At 40.2% G+C, this 23,109-nt stretch carries 20 protein-coding genes; 15 read left to right on the top strand and 5 right to left on the bottom strand.

The genetic code is table 11. The features are described from left to right. A partial coding sequence (locus AB4153_RS17240) for a tetratricopeptide repeat protein (protein ID WP_371998224.1) occupies positions 1 to 1,237 on the top strand: 1,237 nt, incomplete at its 5' end. A 76-nt stretch (positions 1,238 to 1,313) separates the two neighbouring features. Here AB4153_RS17240 and AB4153_RS17235 read toward each other — a convergent pair. Then, positions 1,314 to 2,321, bottom strand: a complete 1,008-nt coding sequence (locus AB4153_RS17235) for a class I SAM-dependent rRNA methyltransferase (protein ID WP_371998223.1) — start codon at positions 2,319 to 2,321, stop codon at positions 1,314 to 1,316. Between the two features lie 245 nt (positions 2,322 to 2,566). On the opposite strand from AB4153_RS17235, the gene AB4153_RS17230 reads away from it, so the two are divergent. After that, positions 2,567 to 4,543, top strand: coding sequence for a diguanylate cyclase (locus tag AB4153_RS17230; RefSeq protein WP_371998222.1), 1,977 nt, complete (start codon positions 2,567 to 2,569; stop codon positions 4,541 to 4,543). Between the two features lie 2 nt (positions 4,544 to 4,545). Here AB4153_RS17230 and AB4153_RS17225 read toward each other — a convergent pair whose 3' ends face one another. The 3 genes from AB4153_RS17225 to arfB all read right to left on the bottom strand — a co-directional run bounded on the left by AB4153_RS17225 (position 4,546) and on the right by arfB (position 5,965). After that, a complete protein-coding gene (locus AB4153_RS17225) occupies positions 4,546 to 4,935 on the bottom strand; it encodes a DUF3859 domain-containing protein (RefSeq protein ID WP_102528460.1) in 390 nt (129 codons plus the stop codon). 34 nt (positions 4,936 to 4,969) lie between these two features. Then, complete coding sequence (gene aroQ, locus AB4153_RS17220; protein WP_248956161.1) at positions 4,970 to 5,416, bottom strand: type II 3-dehydroquinate dehydratase; 447 nt, start codon at positions 5,414 to 5,416, stop codon at positions 4,970 to 4,972. A 132-nt stretch (positions 5,417 to 5,548) separates the two neighbouring features. Continuing rightward, entirely contained in the window at positions 5,549 to 5,965 is a 417-nt protein-coding gene (gene arfB / locus AB4153_RS17215; protein WP_102528462.1) for an alternative ribosome rescue aminoacyl-tRNA hydrolase ArfB, read from the bottom strand. A 159-nt stretch (positions 5,966 to 6,124) separates the two neighbouring features. On the opposite strand from arfB, the gene AB4153_RS17210 reads away from it, so the two are divergent. The 13 genes from AB4153_RS17210 to AB4153_RS17150 all read left to right on the top strand — a co-directional run bounded on the left by AB4153_RS17210 (position 6,125) and on the right by AB4153_RS17150 (position 21,836). Beyond that, positions 6,125 to 6,478, top strand: coding sequence for an STAS/SEC14 domain-containing protein (locus AB4153_RS17210; RefSeq protein WP_102528463.1), 354 nt, complete (start codon positions 6,125 to 6,127; stop codon positions 6,476 to 6,478). Positions 6,479 to 6,553: 75 nt separating this feature from the next. Continuing rightward, entirely contained in the window at positions 6,554 to 6,748 is a 195-nt protein-coding gene (locus AB4153_RS17205; protein ID WP_102528464.1) for a DUF3012 domain-containing protein, read from the top strand. Positions 6,749 to 6,975: 227 nt separating this feature from the next. Then, positions 6,976 to 8,058, top strand: a complete 1,083-nt coding sequence (locus tag AB4153_RS17200) for a CsgG/HfaB family protein (RefSeq protein ID WP_157936222.1) — start codon at positions 6,976 to 6,978, stop codon at positions 8,056 to 8,058. A gap of 230 nt (positions 8,059 to 8,288) precedes the next feature. Continuing rightward, a complete protein-coding gene (locus AB4153_RS17195; protein ID WP_371998221.1) occupies positions 8,289 to 8,903 on the top strand; it encodes a hypothetical protein in 615 nt (204 codons plus the stop codon). Continuing rightward, positions 8,896 to 9,705, top strand: coding sequence for an ETEC_3214 domain-containing protein (locus AB4153_RS17190; protein ID WP_371998220.1), 810 nt, complete (start codon positions 8,896 to 8,898; stop codon positions 9,703 to 9,705). Before AB4153_RS17195 ends, AB4153_RS17190 begins: the two co-directional genes overlap by 8 nt. A 4-nt stretch (positions 9,706 to 9,709) precedes the next feature. Next, entirely contained in the window at positions 9,710 to 10,972 is a 1,263-nt protein-coding gene (locus AB4153_RS17185) for a transglycosylase SLT domain-containing protein (RefSeq protein ID WP_371998219.1), read from the top strand. Then, positions 10,965 to 11,534 carry an LPP20 family lipoprotein gene (locus AB4153_RS17180; RefSeq protein ID WP_241906428.1) on the top strand — a complete coding sequence of 190 codons (570 nt, stop codon included), beginning with the start codon at positions 10,965 to 10,967 and terminating at the stop codon, positions 11,532 to 11,534. Before AB4153_RS17185 ends, AB4153_RS17180 begins: the two co-directional genes overlap by 8 nt. Before the next feature lie 216 nt (positions 11,535 to 11,750). Then, positions 11,751 to 12,167, top strand: a complete 417-nt coding sequence (locus AB4153_RS17175; protein WP_102528470.1) for a hypothetical protein — start codon at positions 11,751 to 11,753, stop codon at positions 12,165 to 12,167. 621 nt (positions 12,168 to 12,788) lie between these two features. Next, positions 12,789 to 14,096: an efflux RND transporter periplasmic adaptor subunit gene (locus tag AB4153_RS17170; RefSeq protein WP_371998218.1), complete on the top strand. Its 1,308-nt coding sequence runs from the start codon at positions 12,789 to 12,791 to the stop codon at positions 14,094 to 14,096. 9 nt (positions 14,097 to 14,105) lie between these two features. Further along, positions 14,106 to 17,276 carry an efflux RND transporter permease subunit gene (locus tag AB4153_RS17165; RefSeq protein WP_371998217.1) on the top strand — a complete coding sequence of 1,057 codons (3,171 nt, stop codon included), beginning with the start codon at positions 14,106 to 14,108 and terminating at the stop codon, positions 17,274 to 17,276. A 245-nt stretch (positions 17,277 to 17,521) separates the two neighbouring features. After that, on the top strand, positions 17,522 to 18,415 hold the full coding sequence (mepA, locus tag AB4153_RS17160; RefSeq protein WP_371998216.1) for a penicillin-insensitive murein endopeptidase: 894 nt from the start codon (positions 17,522 to 17,524) through the stop codon (positions 18,413 to 18,415). Between the two features lie 405 nt (positions 18,416 to 18,820). Continuing rightward, on the top strand, positions 18,821 to 19,744 hold the full coding sequence (locus AB4153_RS17155; protein ID WP_248956167.1) for a TAXI family TRAP transporter solute-binding subunit: 924 nt from the start codon (positions 18,821 to 18,823) through the stop codon (positions 19,742 to 19,744). Between the two features lie 133 nt (positions 19,745 to 19,877). Continuing rightward, complete coding sequence (locus AB4153_RS17150; protein WP_303513917.1) at positions 19,878 to 21,836, top strand: TRAP transporter fused permease subunit; 1,959 nt, start codon at positions 19,878 to 19,880, stop codon at positions 21,834 to 21,836. A gap of 77 nt (positions 21,837 to 21,913) precedes the next feature. On the opposite strand, the gene AB4153_RS17145 is transcribed toward AB4153_RS17150, so the two are convergent. Further along, on the bottom strand, positions 21,914 to 22,450 hold the full coding sequence (locus tag AB4153_RS17145) for a prepilin-type N-terminal cleavage/methylation domain-containing protein (RefSeq protein ID WP_102528476.1): 537 nt from the start codon (positions 22,448 to 22,450) through the stop codon (positions 21,914 to 21,916). Between the last annotated feature and the right edge of the window lie 659 nt (positions 22,451 to 23,109).

The following is a 23,109-nucleotide window of genomic DNA, read 5'->3' as shown; positions in this document are numbered from 1 at the left end:
AAGCTCATTGCTTAAAAGCTTGCGACTTAAAAGCCCATTGCTAGGCCCTCAGTTTAATTCAAAATTTATATTGTCTGTTGGAGTGCTAAGTTGCTCTTTATTGAGTGCTTGTAGCTCAACAACATCAACACCCTCAGCGGCTTCATTACCCATGCCGGAAACTGCGAGCTATTTCATCAAGTCCGAAGCGCCATCAACAGTGCCTTCAATTGAAAGTTTGTCAGAGTTACTACCACAGCAGAAACAAGAGCTTAATGAATTTATAGCCCGTGACGATATTGTCGGTTTGTCGAAAAGGTATCAAGTTGCCCGATTTATTGAAGATAAAATGGTCAACTTTAATTATGAGGGCTTGAATTACAGCACTTCTCAAGCTTGGCAGCAGCGCGCGGGTAACTGTATGGCATTGGCGATGCTGACCTATGGAGTTGCAAAGCACTTAGACGTAAGAGCTGTATTTCAGGTCGTTCACTCGGCACCATTATTAACGCATATTTCTAATGACCTTATTGTAACGTCTGATCATGTTCGAACATTTTTGTATGAAACCGATGCTGGCGGCGTGTATTTAAACGGTAGTGAATTTACTGTGATTGACTATTTCCCAGATAGCAATGATCGCACTGGTGGGGTGGTGAGTGAGCATGAATTTATTGCAATGTTTTATCGTAACCTTGCAGCTGATGCTTTATTAGCGGGCGAATTAACCTATGCTTATACACTTCTTGAAAAAGGGCTCTCGTTGGCTCCTCGGTATGTACCATTGATCAATATGATGGCAGTAGTGCATAGACGCGTTGCCGAACACCAAATTGCAGATGCGTATTATCAATATGGGTTACAGTTTGAATCGAATTCACTTAGCTTGTTGAGTAACTATCAATACTCCTTGTCTGAACAAGGAAAAGCACTTGAAGCGGATGCCGTTCTTCAGCAATTGCTACAACTTGAAAATCATAGCCCCTACGGTTGGTATTCGATGGGAATAGAGGCATTAACTTTACAACATTATTCAGCGGCAGAAACTTATTTTAAAAAGTTCATTAATAACAGCCCTTATTATCATCAAGCTTATTATGAATTGGCGAAAGCGCAGAATGCTTTGGGGAAATATGTCAGTGCTGAAAAAACCATTCAACAAGCGTTATCACTTACTTCAATGGGCGAGAGTCAGCAGAAGTATTTAGCCAAGTTGAATTGGCTAAAGCAATCTACAAAGCAAGAAGTGGTTGAGTGACAGCTGTTGTACCTTTGCGTTTCATTTGCATAAAAACCATTAACTGGCTTTTATGCAAATGTAATGTTCTGTATGACTAATCAATATTTAACGCCACGATTTTTAACGGGTGGTTATCATCAAATGAAGGGAAGTCTTCATGGCAATGAAGCCATTCGATAGCGCTTACCTGACGCCCTTGCTTTTCTACACAGCGTACTAGGCTATTTAACCAAGCTTCTCGGTCAACTTTAGCGACATTATTACAACAAACAATAGTACCGCCGTCTTTTGTGGCTAACATGGCAGGTTTAAATAAACCTTGATAATCATTAATTAAATCAACGGTACCGAAAGGGCTTTTAGCGAAACGAGGTGGGTCTAAAAAGACTAGGTCAAATTGAGTTGCTGCCAGTTTTGGATACTTTGGTAGTTTTTGGCCGCGACGACCGCCAACTTTAAGTCCTGCTAGCTGCCTTAGGGCAGGAAACGCATCACTTTGAATGAACTCACAAACTTCTGATACATGGTTTAGCTCTGCATTTTTCTTACCTGCTGCAAGGGCAAAAGATGAAAAATCCACATTAACAGCCCGAGTTGCTCCGCCCATAGCAGCAGCGGTACCAATACCACAAGTGTACGAAAACAAGTTCAATACTGTTTTATCTTGGCTATTGGCTCGTACATATTCTCTGCCTATACGCATATCAAGAAACAATAATGGGTCTTGGCCTTCATGGCGAAGTTTAGAGGTGAACTTTATTCCATTCTCCTGGATAACTTGTTCTGAGCAAGCAAACTCATGATGTTCAGTTTGTAAGTTGTTTTCTATTCGAGAATTTCTTTTAGCACGATCATTATAGATCACAGGCAAAGGCGTTAGAGTTGTGAGTAAATCGGTTATTTGTTCTAGTTGTTCTTCAGTTAATGTTTGATGAAATGTTTGAATAAGCCAAGCGTTACCGTAACGGTCAATATTAAGGCCATTTTCGCCTTCTACAGTGCCATGAAATAAGCGAAAGCAATCTGTTTGATTGACTTCGGATTGAGCGAGAAAATCTGCTCTTTGATTAATGGCTTGGGTTAACAAAGACTGAAGTGACATAAAAATGCTCGGTGACAAGAAAAATGAATAATGCGTAATTATATCAAGCTTGGGCGCATCTGTCGGTAAAAGCGCATTAAAACTAAATTGTAGATTTGTCTATCACTGACTAAGCTAAATAAGAGGTTAAATATCAATAAAGTGACCTAGCATGATTATTTATGTTTTAAGTGTATTGAACCGTGAAAAATCAGAATAATATTACAGGTATCTATCCCAACTTGGTTAGATTCTAGGGGTTTTAGTTGAAATCGTATAATGATCCTGCTTTTTTAAAAGTATTAATGGTTAGGTTTTTTATTGGCACACTGTTTTGCACTTTAGCTGTTAATAGTAAAGCTGATGAGGTGGTATTTGATCCTTTAGAGACTATTTATAACAGTCAGCAAGGTCGTGAGTTGGTTGAACTCTATTATCAAGCAGATGCAGAGCCTGAAAAAGTCGAAGCAGAGTTAGAGGTACTTAACAATCAAGGTGCTATAGATGAGAACCCCTATTACAAAGCCATTTATTATCGCATTAAGCATAATATAATCTTGGGGCGAACTGATATTGAACAAGCTGAAGTTATTGCGAAGGCAATGTATCAATACGGTCAAGATGTTGATCAACAATGGGTCGTGGCAGAGGCATTAACTTTAAAAGGTATTCTCGCCGCCAGACAAGGTGAAGGGGATAAAGCGAAACGCTTAATCGATCAGGCAATTGAATTAGCCTCACAGTTAAATTATCACCGCCTGTGGGCTAGAGCCTTAAATGCTAGGGGCGTATTACATTCTCGTGATTTACAATATGAAGCCTCGCTCAATGATTATCATCAGGCGATCTCCTTACTACTCAATATCAAATACAATAACTTTTTAAGTAAAGTTTATTCCAATATTTCAGTTGTTTACTCGCGGGTTAAAGATTGGCCTAATGCAATAAAATACAATGAGCTAGCAACAGATTTATATATCAACAGTGGTGCAGCGAGCTTTGAGCATTTAGTCGTGCTATACAGCAATGCCAGTCACATCATGCTGCAAGTAAATGATATTGAAGCGGCAACTGACTTCAGTCAAAAAAGTACAGCGGTCGCTCGTAAGTCAAATAATGCGCAATTAGTGGTTAACGCTCTGTGGACTCAAGGTGAGCTTTTAATCAATCAGCAGCGTTATTTAGAGGCTGAGTCTATTGTTATGGAGTGTATTGAACTGTCGGCTGGAATGTACGACCCACTAGCGCGTAATCAATGCCTGTATGGTTTAAGCCAAGTACGTTTGTACCAGCAGAATTTTGAAGACGCTGAAACTAATGCGCTACAAGCGTTGGCTGGTTTTACTGAAATTAATAATCAAGATTTTTCACTCAGCGTGCATCAGTTATTAGCCAATTTATACCAACAAACGGAACGATTTCCTCAAGCTATCACCCATTTGATTGCTTATTACGAAGGAAGGAAAAAGCAGCTATTTGATAAACGCGAAGAGCAAATATTTGAACTGCAAATGAAGTTTGATACCCAATTACAAGAAGAGAAAATTGCCCTTTTAACCGCAGAGAATGAGCTCGCAGCAGCCACATTAGAAAAGAAAGGTTTGCAAGAGAAGCTGTGGATGCTGGTATTGGGTATTTCTTTTATCGGCTTAGTGTTTTTGATTCATCGTTATGTGACTCATGAAAAGCGAATTAAGCACTTAAGTTCCACTAACAAAAATTTATTCATGCAATCAAATAAAGATCCGTTAACGGGTCTGCATAATCGCCGTTATCTTGAAAACTTTGTCGAACATAAGGCGATAAGATCTCAGGTGAGTTATTACAGCGTCTTGATGCTTGATTGTGACAAGTTTAAAAATGTGAACGATACCTATGGTCATGAAGTGGGTGATGAAGTGCTGAAAACCTGCGCTGAAAGGTTGCAAAGCTGCATTAGAGGCAAAGATATTTTAGCTCGTTGGGGTGGCGAAGAGTTTATGGTGTTACTGGCGTTAGAATCAGCCGAACTACAACCACAGGTGCTTAAGCGATTTAATAACGTGATTGCTGAACAGCCAATGAAAATTGCCGAATTAGAGTTATCTGTGAGTATTTCAATTGGTGCGACAATGCCAGTGGCTGCTAATGAACTTGTAAAAGGCTGGCTACATTATAAAACCATGGCCGATGTTGCTCTATATCAAGCTAAAGGCCAAGGCCGAAATTGTGCTGTAATCAGCCGAAATGAAGAGGTGCTGTAGCTTTAAACGTTATGGACCTTAAAGGTTTTATCGGCAATGACTTTTCCATTCAGTTCTAATGTCATTCGCCAATTACCCACTTTATTACTCACGGGTGACCAAATACAGTCGCCCAAGTAAAACTTCCAATCGTTTTCTTTGATATACACTTCACCATCAAATGGTGGGCGGACATTGCCATCGGCATCAGGAATATCAGGATGGTAAATACAATATTTTAGTACTTGGTTTTTAGCTTTTTTAATGCGAGTAACAAAGCCAAACTCCATATCCAGTTCAGCAGGCACATGGACGGTCGCTTTCAAAAAGCGGGGTAACTCATCACTGTCTGAATCCCATTGGCTGAAGATGCCTGACTGGATAATGCTGATATCTGCTTTTAATTTACTCATGAAAGTTTACTTTATCGACGGGTATTGGCTGAAGTTACTCAGCTGATGATAAATGCTTAATCGCTGCTTGCATTGCAAACTCATAGCCTTGAATGCCTAATCCGCATATCACCCCAACAGCTTTATCTGAAAGGTAAGAGTGGTGTCTAAATGGCTCACGGGCATGCACATTGGAAATATGGACTTCAATGAAGGGAATATTCACTCCTAATAGTGCATCACGTAATGCGACACTTGTGTGGGTAAACGCGGCAGGGTTAATCACAATAAACTGAGCATCAGTTGCATGAATGGCGTTGATTAATTCAAATTCAGCATTGGACTGAATATGATCAAACTCGATACCCGCTGCTGCAGCTTGAATCTTAGCATTTGCCACTAGTGTGTCTAAATTATCACTGCCGTATAAACCCGGTTCACGACGACCTAATAAATTTAGATTAGGGCCATTCACTAATAAAATTTTGGCTTGAGTCGTCATTGAGGTTCCTTGCTAAGTTAGTGAGTCACTATTAATACATGAGCTAATGTATCTTATGTCAGTGTAATTTATCACGTTAATGAATGCCAAACGGGGAATTATTTTCATCATTATAAATGATTAAAATCTTTGCTAATAATCTGACTTTCCGCTTCGTAATGCTTTGGTTGCACCACGTTTCTTTTTCGAGTCGACCCTGCGGCGTTGGCTTCCCTTGGTTGCCTTTGTGGGAATACGTGCCTTTTGCACAATGCCGACGCCTTTCACCAATTCAATAAACTGCTCTAATGCGAGCTGACGATTAAAGTCTTGGCTGCGACTTTGCTGACATTTGATGATGATTTTTCCGCTCTTGGTTATGCGGTGATCAGCTTTTGCCAACAGCTTTTGCTGATAAAACTCCGGTAATGAAGACTGTCTGATATCAAAAATAATCTGTGCCGCAGTAGAGACTTTATTAATATGCTGCCCGCCCGCACCACTTGAACGGATAAATTGCCATTCAATTTCATTGTCTTCAATGCTGACGCGGTTGGTAATATTTATCATTTTTAGGGTTAACTTAACTATTTTTAGCGCATTAGTGTGGAGAGTTTAACAAACTTTTCTATAGTACTGCTGATAAGATTTGTTACTATCAGCAAGAATATAGGCTGTCGTTGATGAATTAATATTGTCAGCCAGCCGCAATACCGTTGGAGTTGCTTTATGTTGTGCCAAATCCCAGATATCGCCGAAGGTGTTATCAGTTTATTTGTCAGTGGCCGTTTATCTACCGAAGATTACCAAACACACTTGCAGCCGTTAATCACTCAATATCGAGAAGATAGCGGTAAAGTACGTTTATACATTGAAGCCGATGTGCTACTTGAAGGTTGGGACGTTAGCTCGTTATCGGGTGGTGATAAAGTACAATTACCGCACTTTGATGCATTAGTCTTTGTTGGCGGACCAGACTGGGTGGGCAATGCGGTCAATTTACTTGGCCCATTTATGCAAGGCGAAGTCACTTGGTATCCGCTAGAACAAAAACAACAGGCAATTGCTTGGCTTCAACAATAAAGACTGTGATGCCAATTTAATCCGTTTTAATCATTTATCGCTTTTAATCATGTTATTTCAAGGAAGTATTAGACAATGTTGAATAAAAAAGTAACCCACTTAGCCACCAAATTAACTGTTATTTTCGCAGCTGCAGCTTTGATATTAGGCCTTAGTGCTTGTGCACCTGAAGTGGGGAGTGAAGCTTGGTGTAAACAAATGCAAGATAAACCAAGTGGTGATTGGACTGCTAATGAAGCCGCTGATTACGCTAAGCATTGCGTATTTTAAGATTAAAACGCTAGACTATCAGTGTACTTAGTTTAGCGTATTTTTTTACCTTTAAAGTATAACTTTAGTGTCATTTTAATATCGAAAAAATACTTTTTTCAGATGTCTTTCATCCCTTTGTGTGATGCTAATTTAAGTGAATTGAACAAAAATTAATTCTGTACAAATAATAAACGATAGCTTTATGTGTCCAAACACGGATCGTTAAATTGGTTATGGAATTGACTATGAAACTTAACACCCTACTCGCCTCAATTATTATTTTTTTACTGCTTATTACAGGCTGTAAAATGACAGATATCAAAATTCCTGATCTAACAACGTTATTAAATTCATCAGAAAACTCTCTAACTATACCTGTTTCATACCTTAAACCAGCAAGGGAGCCTAGTAGCCAAAATATGCATCGAATTGCAGTTGTTTATGATAAAAGAGAACTTGAAGCTTCAAGTTTACTTGAGGCTAACTTGGCCAGTATCAAACTGAACAATTCTCCGTATTTTACACTTGTTGAGCGCTCAGCGATTGAAGCCATAATTGATGAACAAAAAATGCATGATGGCATACTGACTGACTCTGCGACCCGAGTGAAGTTAGGAAAGTTAACCGGCGCTGATACATTGTTAAGTGGCAAGCTTTCCATTAATACAATAAATACAAATTATAAAGAAGAGCGACAAGAGTGTATCAAGCAAGGAGATAATTGGTATAAGTGTGATAAGTACCGAACATATTCCGTTTCTTGCTCTAAGAAGGAAGTCGTTGCAAATTTAGACCCCAAAGCTATATCTGTTGAAACGGGCAGGATTATTTTGTCTAAGAAGTATCGTCAGGTAGCCGAACATAATTATTGCAATGATGATAATGAAGCCAATTTATCTGATGAGAAATTAACATCAGAGGCTTTAGCAAAGATATCTACTGAACTGAGGGCTGATGTGGCCCCATTTTTTGCTACGACGGATGTAGAACTTATGGAAAGTGTCAGTAGTAAAGTATCCGAAAAAGCACAAGATTTGTTCAAAATGGGGGTCGAATTTGCTGAAGAGCAGCTATACGAAAATGCATGTCTAATGTTCAAAAAATCTCAAAGTGAATATGCTTCCTCTATTGCTATTACTTATAACAATGCAGTATGTGCAGAATTTAGCGCAGATGTAGAAATGGCAGAAGCGTTTTATCATCATGCTACAGAAATGACAAATGATATAGATGCCCTTAAGTTAATCATTGCTGGCGAAAAACGGATTAAACAAAGATTAGTTGATACTAATAATGTTGAAGCTTTAAATGCTAGTGGGGCAACTTAATGCAACAACTTATTCTAGTTAGATGCTTTAAGTTTAGTATTCTTCTTTGCGCTTTTTTTACTTCATCTGTTTTTTCTTGTAGTTGTAGTCAATATTACATGCCACTCAAGGCAGAGCCTACTTGGGTGGTAAGTCAAAAAAGTAACGACTTAATATCGTTAGCATCAGGTGCCTATCAATGTAGCGGGATAAAAAGCCAAGACGAAAAGCGTGCAGATGAAGCTGCGCGAGTGTCATTATCCAAATTGATTAATACTCATGTCATTAGCGAAGAAAGGACTGCCATATCTGTTCATAACTCCATTGCAAAAAGTAAATATCAAGCCATTGCGTTACAAAAAAGTCAGCAAGTATTGAAAGGAGCCACAATATTTGATCGCTGGGTTGATCCTCAAAATTGTATCGTGTATTCAGGCATAAAAGTTTCTCAACAAGATTTGCAGGCAGGTAAAGCGGAGTTGGAACATCAATTTAAACAGAAGCTTATTGCGCATAATACTTGCATTAAGGCATCCGGTGAACAAAGCGAACAGATAAAAAGCTTATTAAGTGAAGAATTAGTACAGCAAGGCATGATGTTCAATACTGCTAAAAAGTGTGAAATAACATATTTGATAGACAATCAAGTTGAGCTACTCAAAGCTGATGCAGCCATCAATTATTTAACGATAAAGGTTCTCCATGAAAACCGCTCTATTTGGCATAAAACTTACAAAGGGAAGGGGGTTACCTTTGGAGGAAAGTCGGCAATTGAACTGTTTGAATTAGCTATGGCTGATAGTATCGATTTGTTCCATGTTGATCTTATGAATGAAGCAAAATTAGAGCGCCTTCCTTATGAGTAAATTCATGCAAGGAGTGTCAAAAGTTGCTACAGGTTCCAGTATTGAAACTGAGCCTAAAGTAAAAGGCTTTTGGGCTAATCTATCGCGATTTATCATTTATTCGTCGCTTGTTTTAATGGGACTAGGCAATTGGAATGGAACAAAGAAGCTATTAACAGAAGGTTATCAAGGTTTCATTACCCACTTTACTGACAGGGTAGAAGAGCAAAAATTAAATGGTATCAACGTAGGTAACTATTTACCTTTTGTGGAAGCTAAAATAGGTGTACCACAAGTCATTAAAATTTCTTCAGTGGATCAAACACTTCAATATCGATATTACAAACAAGATAAATACTTAATGACTGTCATTAGTCGCCAGCTGCGGGTTGAAGGGCTAGTTGTTCACAGTTTAGTTCATGGCAGTATAGTGTTATCCGCTTTCTCACCAGATGTTCCATTTACAGACTTTAATTTGACTCAAGATGACATAGGGTCTATTTCAAAGCAAAACAATAGTTTCTTTTTTGACCATCATAATCTTGTTTATTTTATGACTTATCGTAATTTAGGCTCCAAAGGTATGAACTTAAATATAACTTCTGGTTTTACTGAATACGGACAGCAATACCAAGATACAAAAACACTTTTATCTCAATTAGAGCAAGCATCTATGTTAGATAAATCGGATGAAATAGAGGCGTTAGTGGGCCAACTGTTATTACAAAAGGCCAGTTTTTATGCGGTTACAGCTCTTGAGCCTGAAACGATTGCGGATGCTTTATTAACAAGACAAGAATTTAATACCTATTTCAAAGGATGAAGTGATGCGTATTTTATATTTTATAGTGATATTTTTTGTTGCTAATGATGGAGTGGCTAATAGTAAGTTTCAGGAGTATTTAAAAAACAAAAATAATAAATTTGAACAATTTCAAATACAAAAAAATACCGAGTTTGAGGCTTATCGACAGCAAAAATTAGATGAGTTTGATCAATACCGTCAGCAAATAATGCAAGATTGGGTAGTACCAGATCAAACGTCTATTGAAGAAGAGGTTATTTACACTGAGGACCTTCAAACTAGAATTAAGATAAATGCCGTTACTAGAACTGTTAAGATTGAACACCTTACTGACGAGAAAGTCGAACCTAATGCGGTATATCAAAGTTTATCAAACGATCCCAACACAAAGTTAATAATCGATAATCTTGATATGGCCTCTGAAAATAGCGGAGCACGTCTCCTGACTACAGATTCTGTGGATTTAGTGGAACAGCCTACAGAAGCGGAAGCGAAGCGTGTGGTTAATAAACAAATAATCGCTCATAAAGAACAGTCCTTAGCGCAAGTTGGTATTGAAAACTCACAATCAGATAAAGCCAGTATTATAGAAACTACCAATACACGGTCAATTAAGGCTGAACAGCAATTTGAACAAAATAAGTTAAACAATCCAAGCTATAAAAATATTCAAGAACAAGTTATTCAATTACCAGACAAATTCGAATATTTTCAAGTACAAAAATATATTCCTTTCTATATAGAACAATCAACTGCTACAGATATAAATTTATCCTTGTTATTAGCTATTTCTCAAGCGGAATCTTCATTTATATCTGATGCCGAATCACATATTCCCGCATTTGGTTTAATGCAAATTGTGCCTCATACAGCAGGGTTAGATGTGGCTAATAAAGTACTCTATGAGTCACAGCCCACGCGTGAAATACTGATTGAACCCGAGAAAAATATCATTTATGGAGCAAGTTATTTACAACTTCTAACCACTCAATATTTATCGGGTATCGAACATCCACTTAGCCGTCAATATTGTATCACTGCAGCTTATAATACGGGGGCAGGAAATGTCGCTAAGGTGTTTAATAGCGACAGAAGTATGAAGTTAGTACCTGCAGTACAGAAAATAAATCTATTAGCCCCACAAGAAGTGTATCAAACACTAATTAATGAATTGCCTTACTCTGAGACACAAAAATACTTGATTAAAGTCAGTAAATTAGTGACTCGATACCAAGTGCAAACTCAACAATGGAACCTTTCAAATAAGGATATTAATGATGAATAAATTTATATTTATAATCGGACTAATTACGTTCTTGTGTGCCTGTAACAGTACGGCTCAAACAGAATCGATGCCTTTAGATTCCAACGACTCAATCCCTAGTTGGGTGTTGATGCCCACCAGTGAAACTGGGTTAGCGTCATCAAGTTGTGTGCTATGGGGAGGCAATATGTCAGCGGCTAGAGGCCAAGCAATAGCCAATGCAAGAGCTGATTTAGCAACGCAGATTCAAATTCGAGCTAAAGTAATGGATCAAACTAAGAATAGCCAAATCCAGCAAGGGCTGGAGGTGCAAACTCAATCTTCTTTCTATGGAGTCAGTAATCAAGTCGCTGAACAAAGTTTGACTGGAGCAAAAACAAAAGAAATTGCTTTTGCGCGACTTGATAATCAAAAGCAGCTTTGTGCACTGGTTGAAATGGAAAACACGGAGGCACTATTTGAAAAACTGTTAACAGCAGCAGGTGCTACAATAGACCCAAGTTCGAGAGAAGCAATGTATATTGACTTTAGAACGACTGAAATAACTAAAGAGTTACAAATGCAATTAGATTCAATGAATTAATTTGATACTTTAATTGTGATTTAGATTAATATTTTAAGATTTTTCACTAGTGGATTGAGAACTTTTAGCTAAACTCTAGGTCATATTGAATGAGAGCTAGCTGACACTAGTTAGCTCATTTTTATTTATTTTAGTTGCTTATTTTAGTACTTATTTTAGTTACTTATTTTAGTTACTTATTTCAGCTCGTTATTGTTATGAATAAAAGGTTTTTACTTGTCACTTTCCACGTTTAGACAATTTGCTAAATTAATGGTCGCCGTTATGTTGCTGCAATTTATCAGCACTAACTTGGGTGAGCATCAATTACATCTTGGTGAAAGTGAAAATGAGCAAGTAAACCATTCACACCTCGTTTTTTCAGCGCCTGCTGATAGCTGTGATAAGGGCGATGATTTAGCCCACTTATTTAATACTCACTCAAACATTGAACGCCACGAACACATAGTATCTTCTGATACTCAGAGCTATGAATTGTGTTTAGATTGTCAGTGCCATGGTGGCTATAGTGCAACGATTGATGTCGTTGCTCATTTACTGCCTGCGGCCATTATTTCTGAGTCGCCCCATACCTTTATTCAAGCTTATATTCCACCTGACGCTCGCCTAAGTTACCGCCCTCCCATTGCGTAATCAGTTAACTCTATAACTGATTAACTCTGCAAATTTTAAAACTTGTTTGGCTTTTTTGCCGATGATATTGCTGTGCATGCTTGCGCATTAATACTTTCAGTTGTGCTTGGCACTAATTAGTGCTCGGGCATTAGCTAGCGAACAGTATTGAATTGCGTTTAGTGCAAGCGGCTCATCGCCATAAATATTGCTTATACAGAATCCACAAGTTTTGCTTGTTAATCATCACTTAATTTTACTGTTTTGACCTTTGTCGAAACGAGAATAAATGATGAAAAAATCGATTTTTTCCTCAGCGCTGATTGTACATTTCTGTGCAATGACTTCCTCTGCTAAAGCGGCTAGTGACCGAGTTTCTATTGGTCCAGTTTCTATTGTTCAAATACCTAATGGTCAAATGCTTAGCGATCAAACTTCTAGCGTTCAAAGGTCCAGTAGTTGCGGGATTTTATTCAACATTACTTTCAAAAATTAAGCTCCAAAATTAAGCTCCAAAAATTAAGTGGATGCGAAGCAATTCCCCCAATCATTTTTCAATAAAAGTATTCCGTCGTTATTCGCAATATTGCAGTGGTTGTAACAGCAACATTGCCTGCGGGTAGCAACTCGAAAGGTAACACTATGAAGACTCAACTTTTAACACTAACTCAAATTAGACTAGCGATTATTTCTTTAGCTCTAATGACATCGTTAGCTGTAGCAAACACGGCGTGGGCTGCTCAGGCTGATGCAGCGGAGCATGGACATGCCCACAATGAAATAGAAACAAATTCCCAGACCGATTCAGTGGTCGATAAGCCTAGTTCTAGTTATAAACCTGGCAGTAAAAGAAGCGAACGACTTAGCAAAGAACTTAATAAAGGAATTAACAAAGAACCTAACAAAGAACTTATTACAGAATCCAATGAACAACCCAATGAACAACATAGCGACGCTTTAGTATTAACAGCGCAGCAGCAACAGCTCGCAGGTATCGAAGTCGTCAATTTATCCAGCAGCACATTCAATTTAGATGATGTAGCCACAGCCACATTAATCGTTGATCGCGATCGCACCATGACACTAGCTCCACAACTCGATGTCAGAGTATTAAAGCGACATGTGGTGCCGGGTCAATTAGTGAAACAAGGGCAAGTGTTATTGACCTTAGGTGGCGCGGCAGTGGCGCAAGCGCAAGCCGATTATATTAACGCTGCAGCTGAATGGGACAGGATTAAGCGTATGAGCCAAAACACGGTGAGTGAAAGCCAACGTTTAGAGGCGCAAGTACAAGCAGAGCTCACCCGCGCGAATCTTGAAGCGCTAAAAATGACTCGCGCGCAAATTAACGCTTTAGTTAACCAGCCAGAATCCATTGGCCGTTATCAATTATTAGCACCAATTAATGGCCGTGTGCAGCAGGATATTGCCATGTTAGGTCAGGTATCCGCTGGTGGAACACCGTTAATGCAGCTTACCGATGAATCACACTTGTGGGTTCAGGCTCAGTTGTCAGCACACCAAGCGGAGGGGATTAGCAGAGGCGATAAAGCTTTAGTTAAAGTCGATGGTTTATCTATTGAGGGCACTATTATTGGCCGCTCACATGAACTTGATTTGGTTACCCGAACTGAACAAGTGCTCGTAAGCATTGATAACAGCAAATATAGATTACATGCAGGTCAATTTGCTGAGTTGTACTTACCAAGTGCATTGAGTGGTGGAGTGATATTACCTGATGCCGCTTTAACACGAGGATCTGATGGGCATTGGCAGGTGTTTATGCAAGATGCTGATGGTTTTGAAGCGATTGAAGTTGAGGTAGTTGAAAGCCAACGTGGGATGAATATGGTAACGGGGATTGCTGCCAACACTAGAGTGGTGGTGAGTGGTGCTTTTCTTTTAGCTTCTGAACTTGCGAAAGCAGGTTTTGATATCCATAACCACTAGGGGCCACTAATGCTACAGAAATTAATTGAAGCAGCGGTGAAAAACCGATTGCTAGTGGGCTTGGCATTGATATTTATTGTTGCCGCCAGCGTATTCATGCTGCCCAAATTAAACTTGGATGCATTTCCTGATGTAACCAATGTGCAAGTGACAGTGAACACTGAAGCCGAGGGGCTCGCTGCTGAAGAAGTTGAAAAACTGATCAGTTACCCCGTGGAATCGGCTATGTACGCCTTACCTGAAGTCACTGAGGTAAGGTCATTATCTCGCACTGGATTGTCGATAGTTACAGTGGTTTTTGCTGAAGGCACCGATATTTATTTTGCTCGTCAGCAGGTGTTTGAGCAGTTACAAGCGGCTAAAGAAATGATCCCAGATGGCGTTGGTGTACCTGAGATTGGCCCCAATACTTCTGGGTTAGGGCAAGTTTATCAGTATATTTTACGGGCAACCCCAGCGTCAGGCGTTGATGCAGCAGAGCTTCGTAGTATTAATGATTACTTAGTGAAGCTGATTTTAATGCCAGTAGAAGGGGTGACAGAGGTGTTGTCATTTGGTGGTGATGTTCGCCAATACCAAGTGCAAGTCGACCCGAATAAATTATTAAGCTACGGCTTATCTATGCCCCAGGTCACCGAAGCGCTCGAAAGCAATAACCGTAATGCGGGTGGTTGGTTTATGCCCCAAGGTCAAGAGCAGCTGGTTGTACGTGGTTATGGTTTATTGCCATCGGGTCATGCGGGCTTAAAGGCGATAGGGCAAATTCCATTAACAGAGGTCGCGGGGACGCCAGTTCGTGTTACTGATATCGCCAAGGTGGAATATGGCCGTGAAATCCGTGTAGGGGCGGTTACTTTTACCCGTAAAGAGCAAAATCCAGTAAATGGCAAAACCGAAGTCAATGCCATGGGCGAAGTCGTTGCTGGCGTCGTACTTAAACGCATGGGCGCGAATACCAAAGCCACCATTGATGGCATTTCAAAGCGCGTTAGTTTAATTGAACAAGCACTGCCAAAAGGCGTCTCATTTGAGGTGTTTTATGACCAATCGGATTTAGTTACGCAAGCGGTTACTACTGTGATTGATGCACTGTTAATGGCCTTTGTGTTTATTGTGGTTATTCTGGCTTTATTCTTGGTGAACTTACGTGCCACGCTATTAGTGCTGCTATCCATTCCTATATCGATTGGGTTAGCGTTAATGATCATGTATTACTTTAGTTTGTCGGCTAACTTAATGTCGCTTGGTGGCCTAGCGGTAGCTATTGGCATGTTGGTTGATGGCTCAGTAGTGATGGTTGAGAATATTTTTAAACAATTAACTCAAGAGGAAAACAGTTCAGATCCAACAGCGGATAAAGTCATGCGAGCGGCTAATGAAGTGTGCAGCCCAATCTTTTTTGCTACTGCGATTATTATCGTGGTGTTCGCGCCACTATTTGCGCTTGAAGGGGTTGAAGGCAAGCTATTTCAGCCAATGGCGGTAAGTATTATTTTAGCGATGATATCTGCATTGTTAGTTGCGCTGATTGCTGTTCCTGCAATGGCGGTGTACTTGTTTAATCGCGGTGTCACCCTCAAGCAAAGCCCAATCTTGACGCCAATTGAGCAAGGGTATCGGCAGTTGCTTTTGGCGGTAATGCATAAACCTGCAACTGTAATGGGAACTGCTGCTACATTATTTATCGCTAGTATGCTGCTAGTGCCAAAACTTGGCACTGAGTTTGTACCTGAACTTGAAGAGGGCACTATTAACCTGCGGGTGACGCTTGCTCCAACTGCAAGTTTGGCGACATCGTTAGATATAGCGCCGAAAATAGAGTCAATATTGATGGCATTCCCAGAGGTAGAATATGCCTTAAGTCGTATTGGCGCACCTGAACTTGGCGGCGACCCTGAGCCGGTGAGTAACATTGAAATCTACATCGGCTTAAAACCTGTTGATGAGTGGCAAAGTGCCGAAAATCGTTTTGAGCTACAGCACTTAATGGAAGACGAATTAAGTGTTTTCCCAGGTTTGCTGTTTACCTTCTCACAACCTATTGCTACCCGCGTTGATGAACTCTTATCAGGAGTGAAAGCTCAATTAGCGATTAAAGTTTTTGGGCCTGATCTTAATGTCTTGTCTGAAAAGGGGCAGCAACTTACTGAGCTTGTTAGTGAGATTGAAGGCGCGGTAGATGTGTCGCTTGAGCAAGTCAGCGGTGAGGCTCAATTGGTCGTTAGGCCATTAAGAGAGCAATTGGCGCGTTACGGTATTAGTGTCGATCAAGTGATGAGCCTAGTGAGTCAAGGTATTGGTGGTGTGAGTGCAGGACAGGTCATTGACGGTAATGCCCGCTATGATATCAATGTGCGTTTAGCTGAAACTTACCGCAGCTCACCCGATGCACTTAGAGATTTGATATTACGTGGTGCCAATGGCGCGCAAGTTCGTTTAGGCGATGTGGCGCAAGTAGGCGTAGAAATGGCGCCACCGAATATTCGCCGTGATGATGTGCAGCGCCGCGTTGTAGTACAAGCTAATGTATCGGGACGTGATATGGGCTCAGTGGTGAATGACATTTATGCCATAGTGCCAAAGGCAGAGTTACCAGCAGGTTACACTGTGGTGGTTGGTGGTCAATACGAGAACCAACAACGCGCGCAACAAAAGCTGATGTTAGTAGTGCCAGTATCCATAGTATTAATTGCCTTGTTGCTATATTTCTCGTTCGGTTCAATCAAACAGGTTGGCTTAATTATGGCGAATGTACCACTGGCGCTAATTGGTGGGGTGGTTGCTTTATATAGTACAGGCACCTATTTGTCCGTGCCGAGTTCTATCGGTTTTATCACCTTATTTGGGGTGGCGGTGTTAAACGGCGTGGTACTAGTAGACGCGATTAATCAGCGACGTGCACATGTTAGAAATATGGAAGGTGATGAGAGCTTATTTGAGAGTGTCTATGAAGGCACGGTTGGTCGATTGCGGCCAGTGCTAATGACCGCGCTCACCTCTGCACTAGGGTTAATCCCCATCTTAATGTCATCAGGTGCCGGCAGCGAAATTCAACAACCGTTAGCCGTGGTGATCATCGGTGGCTTGTTTAGCTCAACTGCACTGACGCTGTTGGTATTACCGACGATGTATCAGTGGTTGTATAGAAATGAAATACCAAAAGGGAATAATGTTCGATAGGGTAATGAGGCAAGTTAATTCAATTAGTTACCTTTGCAGTTAATGGCAATATAGGCATTATCATTTAAAAAATGATAATGCCTTTTTAATTTCTTATTTCCTTTTCTCAACTCCTTTTTCTCAACTCCTTCTTCTTAATGCCGAACAGGCTGACTTCACGGTCTTATTTTCTTGCTAGACTTTATAAAGATAAAGCTTAATTTGTTTATGTTTTTCATCATCTGAAGTGTAAAAGGGTGCTGCACATGTCATATTTGTTCAAAGTATTTCTGCCGAAAAACGCACTACTTATTGGCACTATTCTAATCTCTATATCTATCCCTGCAGTTTTCGCTCAACAGATGAAATGGAGTAAATTTGATACTCCATCTTTAGGTAAGGTTGCAGCGATTGGTTCTTATGCCAATGGCTGTCTGGCAGGGGCAAAGGCATTACCCTTGATAGGTGAAGGTTATCAGGTGATACGCACAGAGCGTCATCGCTATTATGGCCACCCTCAATTAGTGGCCTTTATTACTAATTTTGCTAAACAGACCCAAGCAGCAGGGATGAATGATATTTTGATTGGTGATATCTCGATGGCTCGCGGTGGTAATTTTGAATCGGGTCATTCAAGTCACCAAGTTGGGCTTGATGCAGATATTTGGTTTCGCCACGCTGAGCAGACATTGACAAAAGATGCCAGAGAAACCCCTCAGAAGTTAGATCTTGTTGATAAGTCGGCATTTAACGTTAATCAAGATTGGCAAGATCATCACGGCACTATGATCAGGTTAGCAGCTGAGTCTAGCGAGGTTGCGCGGATTTTTGTTAATCCAGCAATCAAACAGCAACTGTGCAATATGGACTGGCAAGATGACAGTTGGCTGATTAAAGTGCGCCCTTGGTGGGGACACTCTCTTCATATGCATGTGCGTTTGGCTTGCCCTGAAAATGATGCATTATGTCAAAACCAAAAAGCGCCACCAACGGGCACAGGTTGTGATGAGCTTGATTGGTGGCGCAAACAAATATTGGCGTCAAATGAAGCGAGTAAGCAACCTAAATACAAGTCCAAATCCAAACAAAAGTCTAAGCCGAAATCAAAAACCGTTAAGGTAAAACCTGAACAATGCCAAACACTTTATCAAGCTGAATAAGCCTTCATGTCGTTAATGAGATTTCATTGAGATTGAGCCGCTCAATAATGCATTCCTTACATGTCATCAGTTCAGCTGAATGAGAACGGGTGTATAAAATGATCTTGTTGCTTTATCAAAGTTAATTTAAGCCATAAAAACATGTTGCCGATACTGTTTTATTTTTACTGTTTTATTTTTACTGTTTTATTTTTAGTGTTTCATAAAAAGCTCTCATTCTTTGTTGACGATCTCGGTCTAGATAATACTAAACTCTTACGACTATTCTACACCTTGACTTTGCCTACCTCATAAGTGATTATCGATGGCTAATTAAATCGTAACTGTTAACAAAAAGTTATTAATAAACAAAGGTTTTTAATCATATCCTAATATTAGGACGTGATTGAAATTAAGGGGAAGGCTATGTTTCATCGTGCATTAGTTTTAGCGATATTATTAATATTGCCATCTGCGGTTCAAGCAGAAAACTATTCAATAGGTACTGGTGGCCAAAGTGGTATTTACTACCCATTTGGTGGTGCGTTAGCGAAAGTGTGGTCTGATAAAGTCCCAGAGGTTAATGTGAAAGCAGAGGTGACAGCCGCTTCTGTTGAAAATACCATTAAAGTGGTTCGCGGCGATATGATTGCTGGGATCGCGATGGGCAATGTTGTGCTTGATGCTTATAAAGGTGAAGGTAAGTTCAGAAGTGCTATGCCTGTGAATACCTTATTTGCACTATATCCAAATTTAGTTCACGCAATCAGTCTTGAAAAGTCTGGTATTACTTCACTAGCCGACCTTAAAGGTAAGCGTATTTCTTTAGGCGCTCCTGCCAGTGGTACAGCGGTGACCTCTGCTGCATTACTTGAGTCTATTGGTATTGATGTGAAAAAAGACATCACAGCGGTGTACCTAAACTATTCAGAAACGACCAATGCATTAGCCAATGGCCAAATTGATGCTGGCTTTATTGTTGGCGGGCAAGGTGTTGGCGCGGTTACTCAAGTGGCGTTAACTCATAAAGTGAGCATTATTCCTGTATCGGCAGATGAAAGTGCCTCTTTCATTGATAAAAATCCTGCTTACAGTAATTACACCATTCCTGCTGATGTATACAACAATGTAGGCGCAGTGCCGACATTAAGTGTGTGGAACGTGATTGTAGTTAGCGCCAAAATGAGCGATGAAATGGCGTTTAATTTAACTAAAGCAGCTTTTGAGAACATGTCAGAAGTGCAAAAAGTGGTTAAGGTTGCAGAAGCGACAACACCTGAAAATGCTGAACGACTACAAGGTGTACCATTACATCCTGGTGCGCAAAAGTATTTAGATAGCATTAAGTAAACTAACTTAGTTTTCTAGGTCGTTATAACACCTTTAGGTGAACGTGAAAAAGACAAAGGCAACGTAATGTTGCCTTTGTATATTTAGGTCATTGATTGTGGCTTAACTCAATCATTGGCAAAGAGGAAAAACTATGACCCAAGAACAGGGCAAAAAAGCCGAGCAGTATGTGAGTGGGGATAATGAGCAACAGGTCGATATTGACGCAGGTGTTGCCAGCGCTCTTCCTTATGAAAGAACCGTTAAAATTATTGGCTACACTACGCTAGTTATCGCAGTACTCTTATCATCATTTCAAATATGGCAAGGTATTACCTCAACGATATCAGCAACCTATTTTCGCCCCGTTCATTTGTGTTGGGTGTTGATTCTGATTTTTTTACATTATCCATTAGTTAAAAATCGTCGTAAAAAAGGCTATATGCTTGGCAGGGTATTTGATCTTGCGTTGTGTGGCGTGACCGTGTTTGCCGGTTATCGGATGTCGATTTTTGACTATAACGATATTGACCATTTGCTTTATGGTTTAGGTACAGCCGACTTAGTCGCAGGTAGTGCATTATTACTCTTATTATTAGAAGGTTGTCGACGTACCGTTGGTTGGGTGATGGTGCTGATTGCTGGCGTATTTTTAGCTTATAGTGGCTTTGGTGATCTCTTGCCAGGAGCAATGGCGACTAAGGCGTATTCACTACAAGAGTTGATTCAATTCCAAATCTATTCTGCTAATGGTGTCTTCGGTTCTGCTTTGGGTATTGCGGCGACAACCGTGTTTATTTTTGTACTGTTCGGTGCATTTTTAGAGGTCACTGGCGCAGGTAAATTCTTTATTGATTTAGCTTTTTCGATTGCAGGTAAATATCGCGGCGGCCCTGCAAAAGCGGCTGTATTGGCATCTGCTGGATTAGGTTCAATTTCAGGTTCGGCAATTGCAAACACAGTAACCACTGGCGCAGTGACGATTCCAATGATGAAAAAACTGGGTTATACGCCTGAGCAGTCTGCTGGGATTGAAGCCTCGGCTTCAACAGGTGGTCAAATTATGCCGCCGATTATGGGCGCAGGTGCGTTTGTGATGGCGCAGTTTACTGGTGTGCCTTACAGTGAAATCATGTTGGCATCCATTGCGCCTGCCATTTTGTATTTCTTCTGTACCTTACTTTATGTGCATTTAATGGCGTGCAAGTTGAACCTAAAAGCGGCAAGTCGCACTGAGGCCGTCATTGAGGTAATGAAACACGGCGCTCATCACCTTATTCCGCTCGCTATCATCACGTCATTATTGATGATGGCATACTCACCATTGCTAGTAGGGGTTGCAGGCTGCGCGGCAATTTTAGTGACAGCAGCACTGCGTAAACACAGCCGAATAGGTCTTAAAAAGTTTATCGAAGGCATGAAAAATGGTGCGTTATTAGCGCTGCCAATTTCAGTTGCCTGTGGCGCCGCTGGCATCATTGTTGGTGTAGTAGGGCAAACCGGTATTGGGCTACAGTTTACTCAATTTGTAATGGACTTTTCGGGCGGTTACATGCTGGTGGCGCTTGGGTTAATTAGCATAGTGGCATTAGTGTTAGGCATGGGATTACCTGTGACTGCAGCATATATTGTACTGGCAGTAATGGCAGTGCCAATGTTGGGTGACTTTGGTTTGCCATTATTAACAGCGCACTTAATTGTGTTCTGGTTATCGCAAACTTCAAATGTAACTCCACCGATTGCGCTGGCTGCATTTGCGGGAGCTGGGGTGGCAAATGCCAACCCAATGAAGTCATCTGTTGAGGCATTTAAGCTAGCAGGTGGCTTGTTCATAATCCCAATTATGATGGCCTATACCGATTTGCTTAATCCTGATGCAGGCATGATGGCATTTACCTTTGCGATTATTCAGACCGCTAGCATTATCGTGGCTATTGCGATATCGATTGAAGGTTACCTTTTACGTCCGCTTTCAACGGTTGAACGACTGGTTGCAATCGCCACTGTCCCTTGGGTGTTGTTTAATCCATTTGGCACAGGCGTTATTGGTGTGGCGGTGGTGCTGGGGTTATTGGCCGTACAATGGAAAACGCAAGATAAAGCAGCGATTTAGTAGGGCTTGTTAACAAAAAATAGGCTTAGCTTGAACGGCTAAACCTATTTTTTATCTACATAAAACCTCATAGGTGGCTAACAACCTGAAATATCAACCGTTAACGTATAAGTGGTATCTGAACCATTGGTGCCAGTTGGTTCAATATAACGAACATGACAGTTTATCGTTTCATCATCTAAATCATAACCATAGCGAACATTAGACGAACCAACTTCAACATTAGGTGTACAGGTTCCACTACCAAAACAGAAATCAATTTCAGAGCCTATTTCCAACATTTGTGGTAAGCCGCCACCCGCATTTTCACCAAATGCTTCTGGATAGCCAAGCTTCATCTCAATCACTTCACCATTGTAATCAATTACACTGCGGTCGTCTTTTTCAACGCCATCAATGGCTGCCCGTGAGTAGGCTAAATCCAGCGATGATTGTATTGCCGCTTTAACACCTTGAACGGTAGAGATTTTGGCATCACTTTGTAGGTTGATGAACTTTGGCGCCGCAACGACTGCTAAAATACCAAGAATTATAATCACCACCACTAACTCAATCAGGGTAAAGCCTTTGCCAGTTGTGCGTTGTGTGAGTGACTTATTTGTATTGAATAACATTCCTTGTCCTTGATGTGAATGATGCTGTGAACTTCTAATTTGGGGAAATGAACCAAGTCTGTTCGTTTCTGAAAAATGACAGTTGAAGTATCAGTTTATATTTTGAATATTGTAAGCAGTTAATATTAATAGCACTAAAATTAACGGTTGCTAATGTTATGGTAAAGCACAAATAAGCTTAAGTAAAATATTGACTAAATGAATAATATCACCATCAATATGGCATCATTTACGTGGTTTCTTTCGTTTTTTAAATCGGTACTAATCGATTAAATCTGTTATCTACAGGTTTCTTTTCGTGATGAACGTTGATTGATACCGTAAATCTAAAGGTGATTAGTTTTGTTATTTAACTTAATCATTTATAACTTCATCTTAAAGAACCTGTTTCGACAGTCATAATATTGTCATTTTCAGACAATATAGACTGTCTATTTTAGGTCAGATGTAGGTCTATTTTTAAGTTTTTCACCTGAGTTTTAGTTTATTTTTCCTCCAGTCGCCCCCTCTAAAGTTGTACCAAACGTTACCTCAGTAAAATAATTGTTAATAATGTGACAATAAAAAACAAGCTGTATCAAGTTGTAAGTCATTGTCTATATTCGATTTTAATATTTACTTCATGTTAATGAAATGTTGTTGTCATTTTTACGCAGTCT

This window comes from Shewanella sp. 10N.286.52.E4, assembly GCF_041468785.1.
Classification (GTDB): Bacteria; Pseudomonadota; Gammaproteobacteria; order Enterobacterales; family Shewanellaceae; genus Shewanella; species Shewanella electrodiphila.
Note: the sequence above shows the minus strand (reverse complement) of the source record. Positions and strands in the feature narration are given on the sequence as shown.